This window comes from Thermostichus sp. MS-CIW-25 (assembly GCF_054060015.1).
On record NZ_JBSSCS010000022.1, the window covers coordinates 26,994 to 50,451 of the forward strand.

Below are 23,458 nucleotides of genomic sequence, written 5' to 3' on the forward strand. Positions count from 1 at the left end.
AGCAGACCCAACCCAAGGGAAAGCGCTTTGCCTCTCTAAGTTTGCAGGTTACCGGTAGGCGAAACAACCATACTTGCAATGTCGTGAAGTCTGTTCAACCGGGAAAACTCTGCGGCGGACGCTGCAAGGCCAGCGCCAACTGTTCGTACTCTGCCAAATGGTTGTAGACCTGAGCCGAGATGCGTACCCAAAGCTGCCCGGCGAAGGGGATGATCGGAACCTCAATGCGGTACGTGTGCCACAGGTAATCGTGCAGGTGACGGGCGCGCTCCCCAAGAGGCAGCTCAGGGATCCCCTGTTGCCAGAAGGGCGGCAAGGGTAGGGTGGCCATAAAGCCCAACATTTCTTCAGGGGCGGGCGGGATCCCTTCAAGAGTCTCCAAAAGCAACTGCCGCGCCTGGAGCAGCAGAGTGTGGTTGTGCTGACGGATATTGTCTAGCCCCACCTCCTGGATAAACGCCAGGGCTGCTGAAACGGCCAACCAAGCGCTGGGATCCCGTGTGCCCACCCAGTCGAACTCCGCTGTGAACCCTTGCCCAAAGCCGTGGGAGATCACCGTAGGATGGGTTTGGGCCTGTCGGTGGGGGGCCACCCACAAAAAAGCACAGCCTTTCGGGGCAAACAGCCACTTGTGGGCATTGCCGGTGTACCAATCGGCTCCTAGCTTTTCCAACTCCAAGGGGAGAACTCCGGGGGCATGGGCGCCATCCACCAAAACCGGGATCCCGCGCTCCCGACAGAGGCCGATCAGCTCAGGCAGGGGGTAGATCAGAGCCGTAGGCGAGGTGAGGTGATCCAACACCGCCAGGCGAGTTTGGGGGGTGAGGATGGCCTCGAAGGCCGCGATAACCTGCTCTGGCCCCGCAATGGGGAAAGGGATCTGCGCCTCAACTGGGATGGCTCCCCACTGGGCACAGATGTACTGCAATGCCTGACGAACGGCCCCGTAACCGTGATTGGTGCAGGCGATCTGATCCTCTGGCCGGAACCGCAGCGAGCGCAAAACGGCATTGACCCCGCTGGTGGCATTTTCCACAAACACCAAATTTTCGGGTTCGGCCCCGACGAAATGGGCCAGTTCTGCTGCCGCCGCCCGCAAGGCTCGAGGAAGTTCCTCTCCCATAAACTGCACCGGCTGAGCCTCAAGGCGTTCCCGCCATACACTCTGGGCCTGCAACACCTTTTTCGGGGTCGCGCCGTAGGAGCCGTGATTCAAAAAAACGACCTGCGGATCCAGTTCCCACAAGGAGCGTTCGCAAAGCGGCGCACAAGCACTGAGGGCAGAGCTAAAGCGAGGAGAAGTGGATCCCATATTGGGGAAAGAAGGCATGGTTCACTCACTCAAGCCCTAGAAGATACACGAAAAAGATGTGAGAATTCCTGCGATCTGCATGAAGGGTTTGCTCAGAAATCCAAGAATGTCAACACAGCTACTGTGGAGACCGATGGCATCTCAGTTGAATATCGAAACCTGAGGCCCCCCGGAGAAAGATTCTCTTGGGTTGATCTATTGGCCGTTACCGGATTCCGGGCTGAGATCCGAGAGAGGGGCAATTTTGCTGAGCTTGATTTTAGGGTTGCTGGCAGCAAATTGCTGTAAAGTCCACTCATTCTTAAACAAAAGAACGGGCCTGTCTTGAATGTCTTTAACAACTAGGGTGTTAAACAAGCTGGGAATATTCTCCAGCGCCTTCCAGCCATTCTCGACCCAGCGAGCCAGGGTGTAGGGCAACATCTCCAGTCGGGTTTCGACGTTGTATTCACTTTCAAGGCGATACTGCAAAACCTCAAACTGCAACTGGCCCACCGCTGCCACAATCGGATCCCGTTTGGAATCGTCGATAGAGTACATGATTTGTACAGCCCCTTCTTCCCGCAGTTCCGCTACCCCTTTCTGGAACTGCTTAAACTTGGAAGGATTGGGATTCTTCAAGTAGGCAAACAGCTCAGGAGAAAAGCTAGGGATCCCGGCGTAGCGCAGCTTCGGGCCGGTGTAGATGGTATCCCCAATGGTGAAGATGCCGGGATTATTCAGGCCGATCACATCCCCAGGGTAAGCTTCATCGATGGAGATGCGCTCTTGAGCAAACAACTTCTGGGGATAAGATAGGCGAATGGGACGATTGAGGCGGGCATGGTTGACCACCATATCCTTCTCAAACTTGCCGGAACAGATGCGCACAAAAGCAACGCGATCCCGATGGCGGGGATCCATGTTGGCCTGCAGTTTAAAGACGAAGCCCGTAAACTCAGGATGTTCGGGCGGGATTAGCCCAGCAGTGCTCTCGTGAGGCATTGGCGGTAAGGAATACTCCAAAAATGCATTGAGGAAAAGCTCCACCCCAAAATTGGTCATGGCACTGCCGAAAAAGACCGGGGTTTGTTTGCCAGAATGCACCTGTTTTAGATCCAAGGTGGGCATGAGACCATCCAGCAGTTCCAGCTCTTCCTTGAATTGGTAATACAAGTCCTTGTCGATCAACTCCTCAATTTGCGGATCCCCAAGTTTAATGACGGTATCTTGAACTCTTAGCCGCCCCCCAGATACCCGCTCAAAGAAATGAAACTCCTGAGTTCGGCGGTCAAATAGCGCAGTAAACCGCTCGCCTGAGCCAATTGGCCAGTTGACAGGATAGGGCTTGAGGCCCAGTTCTGTCTCAATTTCATCCATCAGCTCCAAGGGATCCCGACTTGGGCGATCCATCTTGTTGATAAAGGTAAAAATCGGCAGCCCCCGCATCTGACACACTTCAAACAGCTTGCGGGTCTGGGTTTCCAACCCTTTGCCGGCATCTTCCAGCATCACGGCATTGTCAGCCGCTGCCAGGGTGCGATAGGTGTCTTCGCTGAAGTCCTGGTGGCCGGGAGTATCCAGCAGATTGAGACGAATGTTGCGGTAATCAAATTGCAGGACGGTAGAGGTGATGGAAATACCCCGCTGCTTTTCCAGTTCCATCCAGTCGGAAGTGGCCCGCTTTTGCGCCCGACGGGCCTTCACAGCTCCCGCTTCTTGAATAGCCCCCCCGTACAACAGCAGCTTTTCGGTGAGGGTGGTCTTCCCCGCATCGGGATGGGAAATAATGGCAAAGGTGCGCCGTTGCTCTACAGCTTTGGCCAAATCAAGTTCTTTCATCAACTGTTGCCGCTCCACTACAACCTGGTCGCCTTAAAGAAGATTCCGCCGCGATGTTGTCCCCTAAAGGATGGGAGAAATACGGAGAAGGAAAAAATAGAAAATCAGTGGGAAATACGCTTGAGAATAATGAGGTTGGGTTGCCGCCAGGTAGCGAGGGGGAGAGAGCACAGGCCGAAAAGCGCGAAAAGCCAACAGAACCATTTTGACCCTAGCACAGGAACAGGGATCCCTGTTGTCTGGCATACTGGCGGAGATCTTGAGGGGGAATTTCCCAGGCCAACCGGCCAGAACTCAAAGCAGATGCTGCTCGTTGTTGTTGCGCAACGCTGACGTGAAGAGCAGTTGCTCAATCGTGGCAATGGTGAAGTTTTGGCTGATCACCAGCCGCTCGACGCGAATGCGGTGGGCTTGCAGGAGGCAATCTTGCTGCAAGGGCTTGGGCAATTGTTCCCAATGATCCAGCAGGACTTCCAGCAAAATCTCGCCCGGTAGCCCGGTGGCGCTTTCCAGGGATCCCAGCTTTTCCACCCTCTCGGCAGACCATTTGAGGGTAAGCTTTTGCAGGCCCAGTTGTGCATCCAGAGCCTCGCGGGGATCCGACTGGGCACCCTGCCCATTGGGGGTGCCATTGCGGCGAACCCCATTGTCGGTGCAAGCAGTAGCAGGGGGCAAAAGCTCGGCTGGCTTTTCAGCTAGAAATCGCAGGAGCCCCGCACTGTACCCGTAGGGTCGGTGTCGGGAGGAATGCGCTTTGATGAAGTACAATGAACTTATGAGCCAAGTCCTGAACATATCCTGTAAGCTCAAGGTGTCCCCGTCGCAAGCCGCCAAATTGGACGCGACGATGGATGCCTTTGTACAGGCATTGAACTGGGTCAACCAAAACACACCAGAAAAAGTAGTCAACGCAGTCAAACTCCAATCCCTTTGCTACTACGAGATTCGAGCCCGGTTTGGCTTGTCCAGTAACTTGGCTCAACAGGTGTGCAGACGGGTAGCGGGTTCCCGCAAAGTGGCTAAGCAGAAAAAGCGTCCCGTCAAGGAGTTTAAGAGCGGCTTTGTTACCTACGACGCTCGCATCTTTTCGTTCCGTCAAAAAGACTGGACGGTGTCGCTGACCACGGTGGAAGGGAGAGAACGCTTTGAACTGGCCATTGGCAACTACCAGCGTGGGATGCTGGCTGGTTCCAACCCAAAAGCTGCCACGCTGGTCAAGCGCAAAGATGGCTCCTACTACATCCAGATTTGCGTAGAGGAAAAAACACCCAAACAACAAGATACCGACAAGGTGATCGGGGTGGATTTGGGCAGGACGGATATTGCTCATACATCGGAAGGAGATCACTGGAATGGACAGCAGTTGAACAGAGTCCGAGACCACTACTCCAAGCTGAGGGCGGCACTCCAACGTAAAGCCAGTAAGGGCACACGCAGTTCGCGGCGCAGATGCCGTCAACTGCTGCAACGGCTGTCTGGCAAGGAGAGGCGCTTTCAGGCGTGGGTCAATCATCGCATCTCCAAAGCTATTGTCTCTAGGGCAAAAGCCACAAACAGCGCTATTGCCCTGGAAGACCTGACAGGGATCCGGGAAAGGGTCAATCAACAGCCACGCAGCAAAACCGAAAGGCGCAGGGCCAACAGTTGGGCGTTCTACCAACTACGTCAGTTTCTGGAATACAAGGCGAGGGTTGCAGGGGTTTCTCTGGTTCTTGTGCCGCCTGCTTACACGTCGCAGACCTGCCACAAGTGTTTGCATATCCATCCCGACCCTGCGCAATCCTACCGCAGTGGCAAGTCGTTCAAGTGTGGGCATTGTGGATGGGAAGGGGATGCGGATTTGAATGGTGCGAATGTGATTGCGCTTTTGGGGGCTGTCGTAAACCAGCCTAGAGGTCCGGGCTTGTTTTGTTCTCTGGTAGAGCAGAACAGGCTCAGGGCTACTGAAAGCCCGCTCCGTACCGCTTAGCGGTCGGAGCCGGGTAGTTTACAGGGAAGACACAAACCGGTGCAGCCGCTGCAGCCCTTTTTCGAGGGTGGTGCGATCGGCAGCATAGGAAAGGCGAATGTAGGAATCTGCCCCAAAGGCTACCCCCGGCACAGCAGCCACGTGGTGTTCCTTGAGCAGCTGCCGGCAAAACTCCACCGAACTTAACCCGGTTTGGCCGATGTTGACAAACACATAAAATGCACCTTCTGGCTCCGGGCAAGTCACCCCCGGCAAGGTGCGGATCCCGTCCAGCATCAGATCTCGCCGCTGCCAGAATTCTTGGCGCATTTTTTCCACAGCCGCTGCCGATAGGGGGCTGGTCAGGGCTTCCAGAGCGCCGTACTGGGCGAAGGTACACACATTGGAGGTGCTGTGGCTTTGCAGGTTGATGGCCGCCTCAATGATGGGCTTGGGCCCGGCCAAGTAGCCCACCCGCCAGCCGGTCATGGCGTAGGCTTTGGCAAAGCCACTGCTGAGAATCAGGCGCGGCATCAAGTCAGGGCAAAGGGATCCCAGGCTGATGTGGCGGGCTTGTCCATAAACCAGCTTTTCGTAGATCTCGTCGCAGATCACATACAGATGGGGGGCGGAGAGGATCACCTCTGCCAGAGCTGCCAGCTCGTGCTGGTGGTAAACGGCTCCGGTGGGGTTGGCCGGCGAGTTGAGAATCAGCAGCTTGCTGCGGGGGGTGAGGGCCTGGCGCAGTTGGGCGGCGGTGAGCTTGAACCCCTGGGCCTCTTCCGTCTGCACCTGCACAACCTTTGCCCCTGCCAAAATGGCAATTTCGGGGTAGCTGACCCAGTAGGGAACAGGCAGGATCACTTCATCGCCGGGATCCAGCAGCACCATGGCCAGGTTAAACAGGGTTTGCTTGCCGCCGTTGCTGATCAGGATTTGGTCGTGGCTGAACTCCAGGCCGTTTTCCTGCCGCAGCTTATCGGCCACTGCTTGGCGAAGGGCGGGGATCCCAGCGGTGGGGCCGTAGCGGGTTTTGCCCTCTTCCAGAGCACGGATGGCCGCGGCCCGAATGTGGTCAGGTGTATCGAAATCCGGCTCGCCTGCGCTCAAGCTACACACATCCAGCCCCTCTGCCTGCATGGCTTTAGCCAGAGCCGAAATGGATAGCGTGGGGGAAGGGGATAGATGGGCGACCCGTTGGGACAAGCCGGCAGCAGACACCATCGGTTGGGAAGCTCTTTGTTTTATTTTAAGGTTCTCAAGCAGGGCCAATCTAGATAGCTAGGCTACTGCGGTCAACAGGCGGGTACCATCCACCAACAGCAGTTTGTTGCCCTCTCGCTCTGCCAACAGATCCCAAAACTCGCCCGCCACAGCTCCGGGCAAGAACCCTTCCAAGCGCAATTGCAGAGGAGCAAATTGCTTGGTTCCCTGGGGCTTGCGCCGCACGGTCACCTCAACAAAGCCATCGTGGGGCTCGACAATGCCGCGGATGTTAAAGCCTTCCTCTGTGTCCTCAGGGGCAGGCAAAAACGGTTCTTCTTCCCACTCTGGGTCTTGCTCCTCTTCCGGCAGGGCCAGGATGCGGATGATGCTCAAGCCCAAAGCCCCCCCTGAACGCGGCTGCGGCTGCACGTAGTACCAGTAGGTATGGCCGCTCTTGATGCAGTGCTCGAAGGGGCCGAGAAGCTCGGCGCGTCCGGGGGTAGCCGGATATTCTGCTCCGTCAGAGGCAACCAAGGTTGCCTGCGCATAAGTCTTGGGGATCGATCTCAGGGATCCCTTAATCAGGCCCAAAGCGCGGAACTGGTAGGGGTGGGCGGGAGGAGGCAATGGGTTCATGGCGGCCAGATCTTGGAAAGCCAGGGAAGTAGAGTCCATCATCTTATCCTATGGCGATCCTCAGATTGGAATATCCAGGGCTTTCCTCAGCATCGCCTCCAGCTCAGCGCCCTGCCGACTTGCGCACCGCGATCAAGCTGCTGGTGGTGCCCAGAAAAACCCCCATCCCCAACAACATCGACGGCAAGAGCCAAAACTCCAGTTGGCTGCGATCTGCCTGCATCACCTTGAGGAAGGGCAAGGCAATCAACTGCTCCAGCAGCTCCTGCAGCAACTGCTGGGATCCCAAGATCAATCCCCAAGCTCCCACTGCGCTGATCACCCCAAACAGGCACCCTTGCAAAATAAAGGGCAAGTAAATCCAGGCTGCCGTCGCCCCCACCAATTGCATCACCTCGATCTCCCGCCGCCGCGCCATGACGATGAGGCGAATGGTGGTGGTGATGACCGCCACCGCTGTCAGGGCCAACACGCCGGTAATGGTCAGGGATCCCAGCCGTAGCATGTCCTGGAGCTGGGCCAGTTGCTCCACAATGCGGTCGCCGTAGTAGACCTCATCCACCCCTTCCAGTTGGCGAATCTGCTCCGCCACTTCCCCCAAGGCTTCGGTGGAATCCGCCTTAACCCGCAGAGCATCCACCAAGGGGTTCTCCCCCAACTGGGTTTCCATGGCCGCCTCGTCTTGGATCCCCATCTCGATCAAGAGGGTGCGCCAAGCTTGGTCTTTGGTGATGACCTTCACCTCGGCCACATGAGGCAGTTGGGCAACCTGGGGTTGCAGCTCCACCCCCTGTCGTTCCGGCTCCAGGTAGACGGAGATCTCCAGTTGTCCCCCCAGAGACTGCACCGTTGCATCCACACCCCAGGACAGCTCAACGCCGATCCCCACCAAGAACAGCAACACCAGCAGGGTGCTCACCGCGGCCCAGTTCAGCCAGCCCCCCCGCCGCAACCCCAAAAAAGTCTCCTGTAGGAGATAGCGGATTTTATTGAGAAATCGGGAGAGAGATTGCATGCTGTTCTCCATCCAACAATCAATGGGCTCAGACCCTTGCCCCCTGGAGCTCAACAGAGCCTGTGGAGAGCAAAATAGGGATCCCGGCAGCCCTCAGCGCAGATCATACAGGCGCCCTCCCTCCATGCGCACCACCTGGTGGCCGGCCCGCTCCACCAGATAGGGGTCATGGCTGGTCATGATGACGTAGCGGCTGCAGAGCCGTTCCAGGAGAAAGCGATCATGACTGATGACCAAAAGCCCCATCTGATGTGCCCGCCCATAGGCCAAGACAGCTTGCCAGATCAGGGCTTGGGTATTGGCGTCGAGCATGGCTGTCATCTCATCTGCAATCAAATAGCGAGTTTGTGGGTTGAGAACCCGGGCGATGACAACCCGCTGCAATTCTCCCCCGCTTAGCTCATGGGGATAGCGGTTGAGCCAACTGGGGGAAATGCCTAAGGTGTGGAGAACCTCTGGCTGGGGAGGAGGCCCTTCCCGCAAGACCTGAGCTATGCGCCAGTGGGGGTTAACGGCCTGCTCTGGATGTTGAAAGACAAGCTGCACTGGGCAGTACCCTCGCCGAGGCAAAGGCTGCCCTGTCACACTCACCCGACCTTGGCTGGGGGTAAGGTAGCCCGCCAGCAACTTGGCCAGAGTAGTTTTGCCAAAACCAGAGGGAGCCATCAGCCCTACGACTTCCCCAAGTTCTACTTGAAGGGTCTGATCTTGCACCACCCAAGGCAGATGCCGTCCATAGCGAAACCAGAGATGCTCACCCTTGAGCATGGATACACCTCACCCACCCTCCTCCAACCGCCCGCAGAGGCGGATGCTCAGCTCGACAGATTTCACTTGCCCAGGGGCAGCGATCCCCAAACAAACAACCCGCAGGCAGTGCCTCAGGGTCAGGCTGGTTGCCCGGCAGGGGAGCAAACTCATTTTGGGGCAGGGATCGCCACAGAGCTTGAGTGTAGGGGTGGCGCAAGTTTCCCCTTTCGAAATCCTGAGCCGAGGCCAACTCGACTGTAGTGCCCGCATAGAAGACTGCCACTCGATCTGCCACCGACAACGCCGCCTGAATATCGTGTGTAATCAACATAACGCCTCGGCCCTCCTGGGCCAGCTCCCGCAGATGGGCAAGGGTCTCAGCCACCACCTCCGCGTCCAAGCCTGGCGTGGGCTCGTCGGCTATCACCAGCTTGGCTCTGCTAACTGCCGCCGTCGATACCAGCACCCGCCGTGCCATGCCTCCGGAGAGCTGGAAAGGGTAGAGGCCCTCTGTTCCCGGCGGCAAGCTATAGCGGGCAAAGATGCGGCTCACTGCTCTACGGGCCTCGCCTTGGGAGGCACCGCTGAGCCGAGCTACCCGCTGTACCTGGGATCCTACTTGCATGAGGGGATCCAGGTAGTCCACAGACTGGGGGATGAGAGCAATGGCCTTGCCGCGCAGTTGCCTACACCGCTCAGGGGTCAAGGGCTGCCCCTGAAATAGGAGAGTACCGCGCAGGGTAGCGTTCTCTGGCAAAAGACCCAAGAGGGCATGGGCCAGCAAACTTTTGCCCGATCCGCTGGCCCCCACCACTGCCACCACCTCCCCTGCCTTAACCTCCAGATCCAGATCTGTAATCACCTGAAGGTAGCGGCGGCGCAGCCCCCGCTCGTATCGGCTGAACCTAATGTTTAGGCCGGAGACCACCAACATTTCCCTACTCCTGAGCCGTACGCGGATTGAGAAGGGCCTGCAGGTTTTCTCCCAGCCAGTCAAAAGCCTTGACCGACAGCAGCAGCAGCAGTCCAGGCATAACCCCCAGCCACCAGTAGCCGGTGGAGAGGTGGCGCATGGATTCGGCCAGAATAATGCCGATGGCCGGTAGGTGCGGCGAAATACCTACCCCAATGAATGAGAGGGCTGCTTCGTGCAAAATGGCGTGGGGAAACAGCAGAATAAGTCCCACTAGGAGCTGGGGCAAAATGTGAGGCATCATATGGTAGCGGGCAACCCAGAGGGAAGAGCGGCCCAGTCGGTAAGAACTCTGGACATAGTCAGAACTGCTGACCTGTAACACCTCGGCCCGCACCAGGCGCGCTAGGCTGGGCCAGTGGGTGAGGGCAACGGCAACAATGACTCCCCGAACTCCGCCGCCGACAGCAAAAGCTATAAGGATCTGCACCACCAGGTGAGGCAGGCTGAAACATAGGTCAATCATCCAGCAGATCGAGGCATCCACCCAGCCTCCCACCGTGCCACCCACCAAACCCAAAACAGCGGCGATCACCACGCTGACGGCGGCAGCCAGCATGCCTACCCACAGACTAAGGGACATCCCGTGCAAGGATCGGGCCAGCATATCCCGCCCCAGCCAGTCGGTGCCGAAGGGATGGGCCAGGGAAGGAGGCTGATTCCGCTGAGTTAGGTTCGGGCTCAGTCCGGTATCGCCGATAAGCCCAGCGCTGCAGAGGATAGACACCAAAAAAAAAGCACACAGTCCAATTGCCCACAGAGTCTGCCGCCTGCGCTCTCCTTTGACAGAGGACTCTGAGAATTTCATCCCCCCATCGGCATCAGCAGCAGCAACACGAGGCGATGCAAAAGGGATCATCCTATCCTCCCGCCAAGGCGAATGCGTGGATCGACAATCTGGTAGGACAGGTCAGCTAGGGTATTGCCGGCATAGACAAACAAGGCGCTGAAAAACACAATGCCCACCAACAGAGGCACATCACTGCGCAAAGCTGCCTGTACCGTTGCTTGTCCCAGTCCTGGATAAGCAAACACCTGTTCCACTAACACTGAGCCACCAAACAGTTCCCCAAAGGAGGCAAATTGCAGCGTCAGCGCAGGCAGCAAGATATTCCGCAAGCCGTGGTACCACAGGATCCCAGCCAGGCTTTCCCCCTGGGCACGAGCAAACAGCACATAGTTGCTGTGCAACACGTCAATGAGCTTCTGACGAGTGTGCAAGGTGATGTTGGCAACGCCGATGAAAGTTAGGGTGAAAGCAGGCAAGAGCAAGTGGTGTAAGCGCTGCCAAAAAGTCACCTCCTCCGCCAACGCGCCAGGTGGCGCGGCGCAACAGATAGGTGTTAGACCCAGCTCTACCGAAAACGCGATCAAGAGTAGCAGCGCCACCCAGAAAGGGGGAGAAGAAGCGAGGGTGTAGGCGTAAAGACGAATACCGCGGTCAACCCAAGCGCCCTGAAACGCTGCGGCCAAAACCCCCAACCCCACTCCCAGGAAACCGGAAAGCAGCCAGGCAATTGCCAGTAAGGGCAGCGATAGCTCAAACCGCTGTTGAATGACCTGCACCACTGGCTGATCGAACACCATTGAGGTGCCCCAGTTGCCTTGAACCATCTGCCCAAGCCAGTTCCCAAAGCGAAGCAGCATGGGCTGATCCAGCCCCCAACGCTGGGCAATCAGGTCTCGTTGGGCTGGGCTGATCTGCAGCATGTCGGCCCCTACATAGGCTTGTACGGGATCAACAGGGGAGAAGCTGAGCAGGGCAAACGTCAGGACTGCCACAGCCGCCAGCAGCAACCCCAGCCGAGTCAGCTTATAAGCCAGAAACAGCAGAACTGACCTCAGTTGCACGTCCATTTCCAACGGGTGATGTTGGCTGTGATTGGCCAACCATGGCCATGAGGCTGTACCTGCGGCTGGCCTATATCCAAGCACTCGTGGACAAAGTAGGTATGATCCAGGTTCACCAACCAAGCCCAGGCTGCATCTCCTTTGGCAGTAAAGCCTTGCTTTCCATCCCACTGGGCTGCCCGCCAGAAGGGGATAGCTTCAGCTTCAGAGGGGGCCTCCATAGCCAGATCCAGCATTCGATCCACAAACGGGTTGGCATAGTAGCCGGCATTGAAAAATCCCCCCTGGGCCGCTTTGCTGTGGTAGAGGTTGTACACCTCAGTTGGGTCATGGCTGCCCCAGCCAAACAGCACCACGTTGCTGTGCATGAGCGGAGTGATGTCATCCCAACTTTTGCCCTCGACATTGACTCGGATGCCCACAGGCCGCAGCATTTCTGCAACAGCTAGGGCCAGGGCTTGGCGAATACTGTCGTTGGCCGGGTAGAGCACGGTGAACTCAGCCCGCAGCCCGTTTTTTTCCACTACCCCATCCCCATCTTTATCGCTCCAGCCTCCCTCAGCTAGAATCTGACGGGCCAGGTCTGGATTGTTGTCCTCAATCTTGGCGGTCGGCTCTTCCCAGGGCAAACCGCTGACTGGGCCATAGGCAGGGGATCCGTAGCCTTCTAGGACTCCATCCACCAGCGCCTGTCGGTCAATGGCGAAGTTGACCGCCTTGCGAATCGCCAAGTTAGAAGTCACATCGTTGCCGATGGGGTATCCCTTTGGGGTTGTCGCACCGGTTTTAGGGGGAAAGGGGAACATCAGCCCTCGGTTATCCACACTGGGAATGGCGTGAAGCTTCATGCCCTCAACAGTTTGCTTAGCCAAAGACTGAGGCACGCTAACCACGTGTACCTGTCCGGCTCGGGCTGCTGCAAAGGCTGCATCCTCCTCCAGGAAAAGGAAAACCAGCCGCCGAATGCCAGGAGTCTGGCCGTAATATAAGGGATTTGCCTCCACAATCAGTTGTTGCCCCTCATCCCACTGCACCAGTCGGTAGGGGCCAGAGCCAATGGGTTTGCGAGCATAATCAGGCCCGTGGGCATGTTGAGGCACGATACCCAAGGTGATGAGGCGGTTGACAAAAGTACTTTGGGGTTTTTGCAGCCGCAGCTCCACCGTATGAGTGTCGATAGCTACTGCTTCCTTTAGGGCGGTTAGGTCGACCAGACCACCACTCCGAGCTGCTTGGTTAAAGGTGTAAGCCACGTCCGCTGCTGTGACAGGTTTTCCATCGGAGAAGACTGCATCCTTTCGTAGGGTTACCGTCCAGGTTAGGCCATCTTGGCTGACAGTGTAGCCAGTCGCCAGGTCGTTTACAATCTCAAGGTTCTCGTCCCGCCGCAGCAGAGTGCTTTGGAACAAAGGCGAACCGTAACGTCCCCAGCCCAGGGTGGGATCAAATCCTTCTTCCCTTTCCCCTCCAATGGCCAGCACGATTTGATCGCTGGATCCTGCTAGCTTTGGATCGAAAGCTGTCCGCTCAGCAGCATTCTGAGCGCATCCAGCCCACATCTGGCTCAGCAAGAAGAGGCCCACAGACCACACAGTTACTTTTAAGCTTGATGCCATAGAAACCCCGATCTGTCGCTTTTTCAGCAAAAAGGAGCAAACCCCCTTGCCTCCTGGACAAGACTTAATGGCAGCTAAGCTATCACTGCCTTATCTTGAGAGCAATGCAGGGGGGGAGGATGCTTAGAGGGTTCCGATGACTTCCTGCAAGACCGCTGGGTGAAAGGTGAGGTCTGGTAGCTCCAAAGGCTGCTGGCTTGGTGATGATTGAAGCACTCTACTCCCGTCTCTGAACTCCGTGATACGATGTAGCTCAGCTATCGGTTCTGACGGGGATCAGCCGCCAGAGGAAACGGGGAAAGAGCAGTGAGAATCTGCCGCTGTCCCGCAGCTGTGATCCGGTTTAGGAGAAGTCCTGCAGCAAATCTCTAGAGTCATTCGCTGCCGATCCAGATCTTGTCCCCCAAAACCGTGTCAGTCAGAATGCCCGCCGATGGTTTTTCTAAACTTCACAACATCTGCGAGGTACAGATGGTAACTGTCTTGGCTTTAGCTCGTTTCTGCTTTCGTTATCCTGAGCATTTTCCCGGCGTTGCTCCCACAAGCTTTCGGTACTCCTCAGCAGTAGAAATAAGTCCAAGAACCCAAGCAAGACTCTGAGCCAGTTGGCCGGGAGAGAGTAAATTTTGGGTGCTGTTGCACCAAGATCTATCAAGATCTACAGCCCGCCTACGCGAAGGAAAGAGTGAGATGTCAGGCTTCCTGACTTCAATCGGTAGGCTGGCAAGTAGCCACTGCGATCGCTGGCTGCGTTGAGTATCTTTATTTGCGCAAAAGGCAGTGTTTTGTTGGGGTTCCAGAGGCAAGAGAGGAACAGCCGGTTTCTTCCTTGGCGGGCGGGATCCCAGTTGAGGGCGAATTGAACGCAGGAAAATTAGAAAACTCAGTATTTGGGATGGCACACAACATGACTGCACAAACCATGACATTGGGGTATGCCCGCATGGGCAAGCGCCGCGAGCTCAAAAAAGCTTTGGAAGGCTTTTGGAGTGGTGCCCTAGGGTCAGAGGCTCTGCTGGCTACCTTTTGGGATTTGGAGACTCAAGCCTGGCAGACTCAGCTACAAGCTGGGATTGATCACATTGCGGTAGGGGATCAGACTCTCTACGACCATGTACTGGACTGGGCCACCTGGCTGGGGCTGATCCCCTCTCGGTTCCGAGGTCTGTCGGGTTTAGACCGCTACTTTGCCATGGCGCGGGGGCGGGAGGGCCTGCCGGCTTTGGAAATGACCAAGTGGTTTGACACCAACTACCACTACTTGGTACCCGAAATTGAGCCGGAAGCCGATCCCAGTCCTAACTTTGGGGATTTTTTGGAAAGAGTTCGGCGGGCCCAAGGGATCCTAGGGGAGCGCACCAGCCCCGTTGTCCTCAGTCCAGTGACTTTGCTCTGCCTTAGCCAGCGATCTGGGGATCTGCGGGCGGACTTGGAAAAGCTCCTTCCTCTGTACCGGGATCTCCTCCAGGAGTTAAAACAGCTGGGGATCCCAGAAGTCCAGATTCACGATCCCATTTTGGTTACCAGCCAGGGAAGTGGCCTGCGGGAAGCTGTGGAAATGAGCTACCGCCAGTTGGCAACCGCCGGGATCCCTGTCCACTTGGTCACCTACTTCGATGACCTGGGGGAGACTTACCCCTGGGTGGTGCAACTGCCGGTGGCCGGCATTAGCCTTGACTTTACCCGTGGCCACACCCTGGATCTGGTAAGAACCTATGGCTTTCCGGCTGACCAGATCCTAGGTGCTGGCGTAGTGGACGCTCGGAATGTCTGGAAGGTTCAGCCTGAGACCGTCTTGGCCAGCCTGCGGGAGCTGCAGGGGGTAGCTCCCAACCTACGGGTGCAGCCTTCCGCTTCGTTGCAATTTGTGCCCCACGACGCTGCTCTGGAAGCCCAGTTGCCGGAACCCCTCAGAAATGTCCTCAGCTTTGCCGAACAGAAGCTGGCCGAAGTAGCTCTCCTGGCGCGAGCCCTCAACGGCGAAGACACTGCTGCCCAGCAGGCGGAAATCCAGCAGCAATGGCAGAGCTTTGCGCAGTTTAGCCCCCCCAACCCCCAAGTGCGCCAGGCTTTGGCCAACCTCAAGCTCCAGGACTTCGAGCGATTCCTGCCCTACGAGCAGCGCCTAAGTCGGCAGGTTCAGCTACCACCTTTGCCCACCACCACCATTGGCTCCTTCCCCCAAACTCCAGAGGTGCGGCAGTGGCGAGCTAAGTACAAAAGAGGGGAGGTTTCGCAGGCGGAGTACGAAGCAGCCATTGACGCTGAGATTGCCAAGTGCATCCGCATTCAAGAAGAGATTGGCCTGGATGTGTTGGTGCATGGGGAATTTGAGCGCACCGACATGGTGGAGTACTTTGCCCAGAAGCTGGAAGGCTTTGCCTTCACTGAACACGGCTGGGTGCAGAGTTACGGCAGCCGCTGCGTGCGCCCTCCCATTCTCTACGGCGACGTGGTTCGCCCCCAACCCATGACAGTGCGGGAATTCCAAGTAGCCCAGTCCCACACCCAAAAGCCGGTGAAAGGCATGCTCACGGGGCCAGTGACTATGCTCAACTGGTCCTTTCCCCGTGTTGATATTCCCCGGCGGGAGCAGGCTTTGCAGATTGCCCTGGCCTTGAGAGCCGAAGTGGCAGATCTGGAAGCGGCTGGAGCGGTGATGGTGCAAGTGGATGAGCCGGCACTGCGGGAGGGGCTACCTCTGAAAAAAGAACGCTGGCCAGAATACCTCAGCTGGGCAGTGGATGCCTTTCGCCTAGCTACCGGCGGGGCCAAGCCGGAAACCCAGATTCACACCCACATGTGCTACTCAGAGTTTGGGGACATTATCGAGCACATTGAGCGGCTGGATGCCGACGTGCTTTCCATTGAAAACAGCCGCAGCAACAACAAAACCCTGCTGCAAATTGCCCAGGCTGGGTATCGTCACCAGGTGGGCAACGGCGTTTACGATGTCCACAGCCCTGCGGTGCCGAGCGTTGAGCAAATCCTGCAGCAGCTGCGCACAGGACTGGCCCACTTGCCTGTGGAGCAAACTTGGGTTAATCCCGATTGTGGCCTCAAGACCCGCCGCTGGGAGGAGGTGATCCCCGCACTGAAAAATATGGTGGCTGCCGCTCATCAGCTAGGGGAGGAGCTTCTGGAAACCCAACCTGAGGGTCTGCGCGAGTAAGGCCCACGACCCGCTGATGTAACTGGTCGGGCTGGCTTGACAAGTCGCCGCGGGCGGTGCCGCTGTTGTGCTGATGCGGCTGGCTTAGGGCCTACGGTCTGCTGATGCAACCGGCAAAGCTGCTCTCCGGGATCTCAAAAAGCTTGTGAAGAGCAAAATAGGGATCCCGGCAGCCCTCAGCGCAGATCATACAGGCGCCCTCCCTCCATGCGCACCACCCGGTGGCCGGCCCGCTCCACCAGATAGGGGTCATGGCTGGTCATGATGACGGTCACCCCAAAGGAATTGAGCCGCTCCAAAATCTGGAGAACCAAGAGGGAGTTTTCCGGATCTAGGTTTCCTGTTGGCTCGTCCGCCAGCAGCAGCACCGGCATGTTGACAATGGCCCGGGCCAGGCTAAGGCGCTGCTGTTCCCCCCCCGAAAGCTCATGGGGAAAGTGATCTCGCTTTTCGGTCAGCCCCACCATCTTTAGGGTCGGCCCGATGCGACGGCGGATTTCTGCGGGGGACAGCCCTTGGGCGCGCAGCACGAAGGCCACATTTTCTGCCAGGGTGCGGTTGGCCAGAAGGCGATAATCTTGGAAAACCACCCCCAAGCGCCGCCGCAACATGGCCAGCGGACGCGGTGGGATGCGGTAGGGTCGCCGCCGCCCTTCAGAAGAAAATAGACAGACTTGATCGACGATGACCGTGCCCTCGGTGGCCTGTTCCGCCCCGTAGAGCAGTCGCAAAAGAGTGGACTTGCCTGCTCCGGAGACCCCCGTTACGAACACGAACTCGCCGCGGCGCACCTCCAAGTTCACATCCTGAAAAATCAAGTTGCCGTTGGGAAAGACTTTGCTCACGCCCCGCAAGGACACCATGCTGGCCGGGGTTTCCAGGGATCCGGATTGAGTGCTGCCGTAAAAGCCCAGGGTGGCCTCTGGATTGGCCGGGGCAGGGAGATGAGGAGTCGGAGCCGTACCCGCCCAACGGTACAAGCGAGGAGGATAGCCGATGTGCTGACCGATCACCATAGTAAGCGCCTAGACAGAGGAGGGAGAGAGCGCCGGCAGACTAGGGGCGCAAACGAGAAGAGGGATCCCACAGCACCCGCCAGACAAACTTGGGCAAAGCCAACATGCGTCGCCAGCGCCAGGGTTCCTGATAGAGACGATACAACCATTCCAGGTGATGGTCACGCCACCAACGGGGCGCTCGCCGTTTTTGGCCGGCCCAAATGTCCAAGCTGCCCCCCACCCCCATCCAGATAGCCTGGGGCAAAAGGGGACGCCACTTCTGGATCCACAGCTCCTGGCGCGGGGATCCCAGCCCCACCCACACCAGTTGCGGTCGAAATTCCTGGAGAGCTTGCAGAAGCTCTTTTTCTTCGTTGCCAGAAAAGTAGCCGTGGTAGCCCCAGAGGGCCAAAGCAGGACACTGGGCTTGCCAATATCGAATTGCTGCCCGGTTGACTTCCGGCCTTCCCCCCACCAGGGCCAAGCGCCACCCCCGTTCTGCCGCCAACGTGATCAGGGTTTCTGCCAGCTCGATCCCCGGCACCCGCTGGACGCGGATCCCTTGCCGTCGCAAAGCCCACACCACCCCGATGCCGTCGGGGATCACCAGCTCTGCTGCCTGCAGCACCTGGGCAAAGGCGGGATCCCGCTGCGCCTGCATGATCATTTCCGGGTTGCAGGTGACCACTTGAGCGCCCTGCCCCTCCCGGATACGCGCCTCAATCCACGTGGTGTAGCTCTGTAGGCTGGCCTCCGGCAGAGCAAGGTGCAGGTTCACGCCCAGAATCGCATGGATGGATAACGACACTACCGACCGAACGCTTGTCCCCAGTGAAACCCAACTTTCAAAATAGCCCAGCCCAAAAGCTGAGCACACAATCCAAATCTTTTCCCCCAGGCATCCGCCGTGGCATCAGCGGCGTATTCCCATCAGACCAGGCCAGAGGGAATTGCCCGACCCAGAGCAAGTCCCTGAAGGTTGGTTGCCATCTTTCGAGACAGGAGACTTGAGATGAAGACTGCAAAGACTCCCTTCGCTCTGCCTCAATTGGCCGCCGAATGGGATCCCAGCCCTGCAACTTCCCGCCGCAGCTTGTTGTTGGCTGGTTTGCTGGCGGGCGTAGGTGGAGCAATTGGGTTGCGCAGCCTGCCCGGTGCCGCTCAGTCCAACACTGCTGATATTGCCATTCTCAACGCCGCCATCGACTTGGAACAGCAGGCGATCTGGGCCTACAAAACCGCTGCCGGCAAGTTGAGCAACACCGAGGTGGGCAAGATCGTGTTGGAAGTGGCCACCAAGAACCTGAAGGATCACGAGCAGCATCGGGATCTGCTGGCGGGTGCCGTGCGGCAACTGGGAGGGATCCCCTCTCGGGCGCGGGATAGCTACGACCTTTCCACCTACATCGACAACAAAGAAGGCAACCTCGATTCCGATGCCAACATCGCCAAGCTGGCCCTGGCTCTGGAGTTCGATGCGGCCCTAGCCTACAACGATGCCTTTGTCCAGCTTTCCAACAAAGACCTGGTGGCTGCTGCCAGCACCATTGGCCCCAACGAAGTTGCCCATGCCACCGCAATCCGGGCCGTGTTCCACAGCCTTGACCCCAGCATTCTGGTGGTGCCTGCCCCCTTTGTCAGCGCCGAGACTCGGGAGCGCTGGATCCTGAAGGTGTAGAGCTGTTGGTAACCCCTGCCGGCGATGAGGCGATGATCTGCAAAGCCTTCCAACGTCCTCTGTAGGACTTGGGGCTTGGAGATCCAAGTGCTCTGCACTGCTGTCGCAATCGCCTTCTTCTGAGCGCCTCAGCCTTTGTTCTCTTCCTAAACCTGTGTGGAGAAAGTCCTATGCCGATGACGCGGCGGCTGCTGTTGCTGAGTGGACTGGGATCCCTGCTCAATGTGGGGGCTATCTTGGCTGTGGATCGGTGGCGACAAGCCAGCTCTGTTGCGGGGCGAGATCCTGTCGAGGCAACGGCGGCAGCAGAGGTGATCATTCGCGGGTTTCAATACCTGCCCCCGGAGATCATCCTCAAGCGGGGCGGCAAGGTGACCTTCACCAACCTGGATTCCACCCCCCACACGGCTACTCCTGTGGAGGGAGCGCAGTTTCAAGGGACGGGACGGCTAAGTCGCAACGAGAGCAAAGCGGTGGTGTTCGAAGTAGCTGGGATCCAGGAATATTTCTGCGATATCCACCCCAGCATGGTGGGCCGCATTGTCGTCGTCGATTAGGTGAAGGCCATGCAAATGGAACCCCTGGGATCCCCTCTTCCCTTCTGGAACATTTGTCGGCGGGTGTACCTGGTTTGGGCCGTCCTTTTGGGGATTGGGTTTGCTGCCACCCAGTTTCACCAAGAGGCCAACATCAACTGGCTGTGGCTGGTGATTTCCCTGGTTGGCTTGGGCTACATGGTGCGGCAGACTAGCTTGCCGGAGTTTCGAACAGCCGGACTGGCCCATCTCTACTTTGTGGGCTTGGTGTGGACGCTGGTGATTGCCCAGGGCATGATCCTCTCGGTGCTGCCCTTTGTCGGACGTACCCCTTTGGCAGCCTTGGGCCAGTATTTGGGGGTGTTCTGGCTGTGGCAAATGGGGCTGGGCCACTGGCTCAACGGCCTGGTGGATCCGCCGCGTCTCCCCTACTGGATCACCGGTGGGATCCAGATCCTGGCCGGAGTTGCCTGCCTGCTGTGGGGGCTGGAGTGGCAGTTTGCGGTGGCAGGGGGAATCGGGGCTTTGGCCATGCTTTTCTTGATCCCATTGCATTGATTTCACTTCGGGGCCTCACTCAGGTGCACCCGCCAAACTCCACCTCCCACGGCCACCTCATCTCCTGAGCGCAGCTTGCGTCCCCGCCGGGTTTCCACCTCGCCATTCACCCGCACTTGCCCCGCTTGGATGAGCTGCTTGGCCTGCCCACCGGTGGGAGCAGCCCCCGCCAGCTTGAGGAACTGATCCAGCTTGATCACGGGATCCGCCGCCGGCTGGGGATCCCTTTGAGCAGTCTCCGCCATCACTTCACCCAAATGGTTTTGACGTTTACAAATTCCAGGATCCCTTCCCGGCTCAGTTCCCGTCCATACCCTGAGCGTTTGATGCCGCCGAAGGGAAGGCGCGGGTCGGACTTGACCATGCCATTGATGAACACGGATCCCGCCTCCAGCTCCTCCAGCAGGCGCTCTTGTTCCTCTGGATCGGTTGTCCAGGCGCTGGCGCCCAGGCCAAAGGGCGTGCCGTTGGCCAGCTCGATGGCTGCCGACACATCCGGTACGGTGAACAACAGCGCCACCGGCCCGAACACCTCCTGGTGGGCCACCGGATGATCGGGGGGGATGTCGCTCAGGATCGTGGGCGGGTAAAAATTTCCTCCCAAGGGGGATCCGCCGATATGGACTTTGGCTCCTGCTTGCACCAAAGCCTGCACCTGTCCGTCCACCTCTTGCAGGATGCTGGGGGTAGCCAGAGGCCCCACGTCCGTTTGCGGATCCAAGGGATCCCCTACCTTGAGCCGGCGAAATCGCTCCGTCATGGCAGCCGTGAAAGGTTCAGCGATAGCCCTGTGCAAGATAAATCGTTTGGCGGCAATGCAGGACTGGCCGTTGTTGATCAGACGGGCCGTGACCGCTGTGGCAACTGCTGCCTCCAGATCGGCGCTGGGCAGCACGATGAAGGGATCGCTCCCTCCCAGTTCCAACACCGTTTTTTTCAGATATTGACCGGCCAAACGGGCCAGGCTGGAGCCGGCGGCTTCGCTCCCGGTGAGGGCGGCCCCCCGCACCCGTTCATCCGCCACCACCTCTGCCACCTGGGCTGCTGTGATCAGCAGGGTTTGAAAGACCCCTGGCGGAAATCCCGCCTCCTGAAAGATCCGCTCCAGGGTCAAAGCCGATTGGGGCACGTTGGAAGCATGTTTGAGCAGAAGGGTATTGCCCGCCATCAGGGCCGGGGTTGCACAGCGAAACACCTGCCAAAAGGGAAAGTTCCAGGGCATCACTGCCAAAATCACTCCCAGCGGCTGGTAGCGGATCCCGCTGCGGCTGGCAAAGTGCTCCGCACCGGTGGCATTCGCGTAAGCGTTGCGTAGCAATATGGAGCGCTCGGCCAAGAACCCTTCTGCCTCCTCGGCATAGTAGCGACAAACCCAAGCGGATTTTTCCACTTCGGCAACGGCAGAGGCCAAGGTTTTGCCCATCTCCAGGCTGATTAGGCGGCCAAACTCCGCTTTGCGCTCCTCCAGGATCCCTGCCACCCGCTTCAGCCAGGCGGATCGCTGAGCAAACGGGATCCGACGATAGCTCTGAAACCGCTCGTGGGCTTGGGCAATACAGCTCTGGATCTGCCCAGCGTCGAAAACGGGGTAGCGAGCCAATTCCTCTCCGGTGGCGGGGTTGATGCTGACCAGGTGCCCCATCTTTTTCCCTCAACGCCTGTTTCTCCACTCTGGCATTTGTGCTCTGCCTGGAATAGTGCTCCGCACTGCTACTGCGTTCGCGTAAGCGTTGCGTAGCAGTATGGAAAGATTTGCGGAGTGGGGGACTCAGGGTTGCGGGCTGCCGGTGGTGTCTGTTCGGGATGGCGGGGCGGATCCAGGAGCAGACCAGAACTCGTAGGCTGCTTGCGACAGGCTGGCGATCAGCTCTTCAGCTCTGGGGTCGTTGGGGGTTTCTCGCTTCACCCACACCGCCGCCACATAGCGCCGCCCGTTGGGTAAATCCAGGATCCCGGCATCCCCCACCACGGAGCTCAAGGTTCCCGTTTTGTGGGCAATGCGCACCTCTTGACCCAAGTTGGGCCGGAAATAGGAGGGCCGTTGGGTGCGCCAGAGAATGTCCAGAAAACGGTCGCGGCTGCGGCGGCTGAGCATGCGCCCCTGTTCCAACTGGCTGAGCAGCCAAACCATGTCGCGCGGGCTGCTGGTGTTGGTGCCTTCCAGATCCGGTAGCCACCATGAAATTTGCGTGTGTTGTAGCCCCCACTGCCGAAATTTTTGGTTGAGAGCCTCCTGCCCACCCAGGCGATCGATGATCAGGTTGGTGGCGAAGTTGTCGCTGAGGGTGCTCATCAGAGTGGCCGCTTCCAAAGCAGAAACCTGGGATCCGAGGGGTCGGGTTTGCAACACACCAGCTCCCCCTCCCTTGAGATCTTCCCGCAGGGTGAGCCTCTCATCCAGCCGCACCTGCCCGGTTTCCACAGCCTGGAAAAAAGCCAAGAGAATGGGGATCTTAATCACACTGGCGGCAGGAAAAGCCTGATCCGGCCTAACCCCAGCAAAGGCGCCGGTTTCCACCTCCCAGAACAGAGCCCCTGCCGTCAAGCCCGGTTGGTCGGCCAAAGCGGCCAAGCGCTCCTGCAAAGCCGGGATCGCTTCTCCCCGCAGAATGTTACTCGGGAATGCCGGCGGGGGAGGATCCCCAAGCTGCGTCGTGGCCTGTTCTATCCGGCCAGCGGTGGTCGATTGCAGCAGTTGCGAGAGGCCCGCCATCGTCAGGCCCAGGATAAGACTTAAGCTTAGTCCCCTGAGCAATACTTGGCCAAGAGAGGGAGAACGTCTCAAGCGGCGGGGCTGGGCAGCCCGTTGGCGCAGACGAGCAATGGCTTTTTGGCGGGCAAGACGCAGCGGTTGAGGAGGGGAAACCGACAGGGATCCCCTGGGGGCAGGAAGCAGGCGACCAGATCCCGTTCGCAGCTTTGACTCCGCCGGAGGTGGGACGGTATCCTTGGCAGGTTGTGAGGGGCGGCGGGGATCCCGCGACTTCTCTCGCAAAGGCCTACGGCCCGCTAGCGCGAATGGATCGGTGCCTCTCCTCTCCCTTGCTCTGGTCATAAGAACGATTGCCTTTTCCCGACAGCGGTGCGGAGTACTAACGCCATGCTCCTAACAGACAATGCTGACCGTTTCACCGACTCAACTTCGGTGAGCTTGGCTTAATTAAACCCACAAATTGACCAACCTGACCTACGATTGCAAAACGCCCATCAAACTGTCATCACTACACTATGCCTCCACGTCCGCGTTAGCAGTGTGGGGCAGTGACGAGATGTACCATCCCCCGGCCCGGCGGCTCAGCTAGAAATCGCAGGAGCCCCGCACTGTACCCGTAGGGTCAGTGTCGGGAGGAATGCGGAAGTTATGATAGAACCATGACCCAAGTCCTGA

The 23,458-nt window shown here is 58.2% G+C and carries 21 protein-coding genes and 1 riboswitch; of the genes, 5 read left to right on the top strand and 16 right to left on the bottom strand.

What is annotated here, in order from left to right:
* Positions 1-94: 94 nt before the first annotated feature.
* The 3 genes from ACVWZ1_RS09165 to ACVWZ1_RS09175 all read right to left on the bottom strand — a co-directional run bounded on the left by ACVWZ1_RS09165 (position 95) and on the right by ACVWZ1_RS09175 (position 3,808).
* Entirely contained in the window at positions 95-1,246 is a 1,152-nt protein-coding gene (locus ACVWZ1_RS09165) for an aminotransferase class V-fold PLP-dependent enzyme (RefSeq protein ID WP_457503207.1), read from the bottom strand.
* Positions 1,247-1,507: 261 nt separating this feature from the next.
* A complete protein-coding gene (locus tag ACVWZ1_RS09170) occupies positions 1,508-3,133 on the bottom strand; it encodes a peptide chain release factor 3 (protein ID WP_457503197.1) in 1,626 nt (541 codons plus the stop codon).
* A gap of 294 nt (positions 3,134-3,427) precedes the next feature.
* Positions 3,428-3,808: a hypothetical protein gene (locus ACVWZ1_RS09175; protein ID WP_457466970.1), complete on the bottom strand. Its 381-nt coding sequence runs from the start codon at positions 3,806-3,808 to the stop codon at positions 3,428-3,430.
* Positions 3,809-3,908: 100 nt separating this feature from the next.
* Here ACVWZ1_RS09175 and ACVWZ1_RS09180 point away from each other — a divergent pair, with 100 nt between their 5' ends.
* Positions 3,909-5,102 (top strand): RNA-guided endonuclease InsQ/TnpB family protein, encoded by a 1,194-nt coding sequence (locus tag ACVWZ1_RS09180; protein ID WP_457503199.1) that lies wholly within the window; start codon positions 3,909-3,911, stop codon positions 5,100-5,102.
* An 18-nt stretch (positions 5,103-5,120) separates the two neighbouring features.
* On the opposite strand, the gene ACVWZ1_RS09185 is transcribed toward ACVWZ1_RS09180, so the two are convergent.
* From ACVWZ1_RS09185 to ACVWZ1_RS09220, 8 genes are all read right to left on the bottom strand, one after another.
* Entirely contained in the window at positions 5,121-6,305 is a 1,185-nt protein-coding gene (locus ACVWZ1_RS09185) for a pyridoxal phosphate-dependent aminotransferase (RefSeq protein WP_414399639.1), read from the bottom strand.
* Positions 6,306-6,362: 57 nt separating this feature from the next.
* Positions 6,363-6,965 (bottom strand): hypothetical protein, encoded by a 603-nt coding sequence (locus ACVWZ1_RS09190; protein ID WP_457444498.1) that lies wholly within the window; start codon positions 6,963-6,965, stop codon positions 6,363-6,365.
* Between the two features lie 61 nt (positions 6,966-7,026).
* On the bottom strand, positions 7,027-7,938 hold the full coding sequence (locus tag ACVWZ1_RS09195; RefSeq protein ID WP_457388007.1) for a cell division protein FtsX: 912 nt from the start codon (positions 7,936-7,938) through the stop codon (positions 7,027-7,029).
* A gap of 93 nt (positions 7,939-8,031) precedes the next feature.
* Entirely contained in the window at positions 8,032-8,706 is a 675-nt protein-coding gene (locus ACVWZ1_RS09200) for an ABC transporter ATP-binding protein (RefSeq protein WP_457503200.1), read from the bottom strand.
* A complete protein-coding gene (locus ACVWZ1_RS09205) occupies positions 8,693-9,622 on the bottom strand; it encodes an ABC transporter ATP-binding protein (protein ID WP_011433477.1) in 930 nt (309 codons plus the stop codon). Before ACVWZ1_RS09205 ends, ACVWZ1_RS09200 begins: the two co-directional genes overlap by 14 nt.
* Positions 9,623-9,626: 4 nt before the next feature.
* The gene (locus tag ACVWZ1_RS09210) at positions 9,627-10,520 is read right to left on the bottom strand and encodes an ABC transporter permease (RefSeq protein WP_011429071.1); all 894 of its coding nucleotides are present in this window, start codon (positions 10,518-10,520) and stop codon (positions 9,627-9,629) included.
* Positions 10,517-11,518, bottom strand: coding sequence for an ABC transporter permease (locus ACVWZ1_RS09215; RefSeq protein WP_457491086.1), 1,002 nt, complete (start codon positions 11,516-11,518; stop codon positions 10,517-10,519). Before ACVWZ1_RS09215 ends, ACVWZ1_RS09210 begins: the two co-directional genes overlap by 4 nt.
* Positions 11,503-13,128: an ABC transporter substrate-binding protein gene (locus ACVWZ1_RS09220; RefSeq protein ID WP_457491085.1), complete on the bottom strand. Its 1,626-nt coding sequence runs from the start codon at positions 13,126-13,128 to the stop codon at positions 11,503-11,505. Before ACVWZ1_RS09220 ends, ACVWZ1_RS09215 begins: the two co-directional genes overlap by 16 nt.
* A gap of 244 nt (positions 13,129-13,372) precedes the next feature.
* A riboswitch (cobalamin riboswitch) is annotated at positions 13,373-13,577 on the top strand.
* Between the two features lie 458 nt (positions 13,578-14,035).
* Here ACVWZ1_RS09220 and metE point away from each other — a divergent pair.
* The gene (metE, locus tag ACVWZ1_RS09225; RefSeq protein ID WP_011433481.1) at positions 14,036-16,300 is read left to right on the top strand and encodes a 5-methyltetrahydropteroyltriglutamate--homocysteine S-methyltransferase; all 2,265 of its coding nucleotides are present in this window, start codon (positions 14,036-14,038) and stop codon (positions 16,298-16,300) included.
* A gap of 176 nt (positions 16,301-16,476) precedes the next feature.
* On the opposite strand, the gene ACVWZ1_RS09230 is transcribed toward metE, so the two are convergent.
* Positions 16,477-17,163: a cell division ATP-binding protein FtsE gene (locus tag ACVWZ1_RS09230; protein ID WP_011433482.1), complete on the bottom strand. Its 687-nt coding sequence runs from the start codon at positions 17,161-17,163 to the stop codon at positions 16,477-16,479.
* A gap of 193 nt (positions 17,164-17,356) precedes the next feature.
* Positions 17,357-18,106, bottom strand: coding sequence for a WecB/TagA/CpsF family glycosyltransferase (locus ACVWZ1_RS09235; protein ID WP_457503202.1), 750 nt, complete (start codon positions 18,104-18,106; stop codon positions 17,357-17,359).
* Positions 18,107-18,310: 204 nt separating this feature from the next.
* On the opposite strand from ACVWZ1_RS09235, the gene ACVWZ1_RS09240 reads away from it, so the two are divergent.
* The 3 genes from ACVWZ1_RS09240 (at position 18,311) to ACVWZ1_RS09250 (ending at position 20,070) form a co-directional block, all read left to right on the top strand.
* Positions 18,311-18,976 carry a DUF4439 domain-containing protein gene (locus tag ACVWZ1_RS09240; protein ID WP_414408141.1) on the top strand — a complete coding sequence of 222 codons (666 nt, stop codon included), beginning with the start codon at positions 18,311-18,313 and terminating at the stop codon, positions 18,974-18,976.
* Positions 18,977-19,146: 170 nt separating this feature from the next.
* The gene (locus ACVWZ1_RS09245) at positions 19,147-19,533 is read left to right on the top strand and encodes a copper-binding protein (RefSeq protein WP_457466964.1); all 387 of its coding nucleotides are present in this window, start codon (positions 19,147-19,149) and stop codon (positions 19,531-19,533) included.
* A gap of 9 nt (positions 19,534-19,542) precedes the next feature.
* Positions 19,543-20,070 carry a hypothetical protein gene (locus ACVWZ1_RS09250; RefSeq protein WP_457466963.1) on the top strand — a complete coding sequence of 176 codons (528 nt, stop codon included), beginning with the start codon at positions 19,543-19,545 and terminating at the stop codon, positions 20,068-20,070.
* Positions 20,071-20,072: 2 nt separating this feature from the next.
* Here the strand turns inward: ACVWZ1_RS09250 and ACVWZ1_RS09255 are convergent, their stop codons facing one another.
* The 3 genes from ACVWZ1_RS09255 to ACVWZ1_RS09265 all read right to left on the bottom strand — a co-directional run bounded on the left by ACVWZ1_RS09255 (position 20,073) and on the right by ACVWZ1_RS09265 (position 23,065).
* The gene (locus tag ACVWZ1_RS09255; RefSeq protein ID WP_457503204.1) at positions 20,073-20,315 is read right to left on the bottom strand and encodes an RNA-binding S4 domain-containing protein; all 243 of its coding nucleotides are present in this window, start codon (positions 20,313-20,315) and stop codon (positions 20,073-20,075) included.
* Complete coding sequence (locus tag ACVWZ1_RS09260; RefSeq protein ID WP_457466961.1) at positions 20,315-21,712, bottom strand: NAD-dependent succinate-semialdehyde dehydrogenase; 1,398 nt, start codon at positions 21,710-21,712, stop codon at positions 20,315-20,317. Before ACVWZ1_RS09260 ends, ACVWZ1_RS09255 begins: the two co-directional genes overlap by 1 nt.
* Positions 21,713-21,838: 126 nt before the next feature.
* On the bottom strand, positions 21,839-23,065 hold the full coding sequence (locus tag ACVWZ1_RS09265) for a serine hydrolase (RefSeq protein ID WP_457503205.1): 1,227 nt from the start codon (positions 23,063-23,065) through the stop codon (positions 21,839-21,841).
* Between the last annotated feature and the right edge of the window lie 393 nt (positions 23,066-23,458).